The organism is Marinomonas arctica (assembly GCF_003259225.1).
Taxonomy (GTDB): Bacteria; Pseudomonadota; Gammaproteobacteria; order Pseudomonadales; family Marinomonadaceae; genus Marinomonas; species Marinomonas arctica.
On sequence record NZ_QHJF01000085.1, the window covers coordinates 1 to 572 of the forward strand.

The window sequence follows — 572 nt, forward strand, 5'->3', positions numbered from 1 at the left end:
CGTCGCGACCGATAACGGCACAGGGAACCTGATGGACACCCAAGCTGTCACTGTTAGTGTTAATGATCTCAATGACAACACCCCGGTCATTACTTCTGGGGCAACGGGCAATGTGGATGAAAACGCAGCGACTAGTACGGTGATTTATACTGTAACAGGCACGGATGCGGATGGTACATCGACCAACAATACGCTGACTTACAGCTTAACGGGGACCGATGCGTCTTTGTTAGACATTAATGCCAGCACCGGGGTGGTGACATTAAAAGCGTCTGCGAATTTTGAAACCAAGTCTAGTTACAGCTTCAATGTAGTGGCTACGGATAATGGCGCTGGTAACTTTAACTCAGGCAGTTTGAGTGTTAGCAAAGCCGTTACGGTTAGTGTTAATGATCTTAACGACAACGTGCCAGTGGTCACTTCCGCAACAGCGGGCAGCGTGAATGAAAATGCGACAACGAGTACCGTGATTTACACCGTCACCGCGACGGATGCAGATGGTACAACCGCCAACAACACGTTGACTTACAGTCTTACTGGTACCGATGCGTCTTTATTAGACATTAATGCCA

The 572-nt window shown here is 48.4% G+C and carries 1 protein-coding gene; it reads left to right on the plus strand.

The window, feature by feature from the left end:
• Nucleotides 1-31: 31 nt before the first annotated feature.
• The coding region (locus DK187_RS20930; protein ID WP_162623582.1) for a cadherin repeat domain-containing protein at nt 32-572 on the plus strand (541 nt) is incomplete at its 3' end.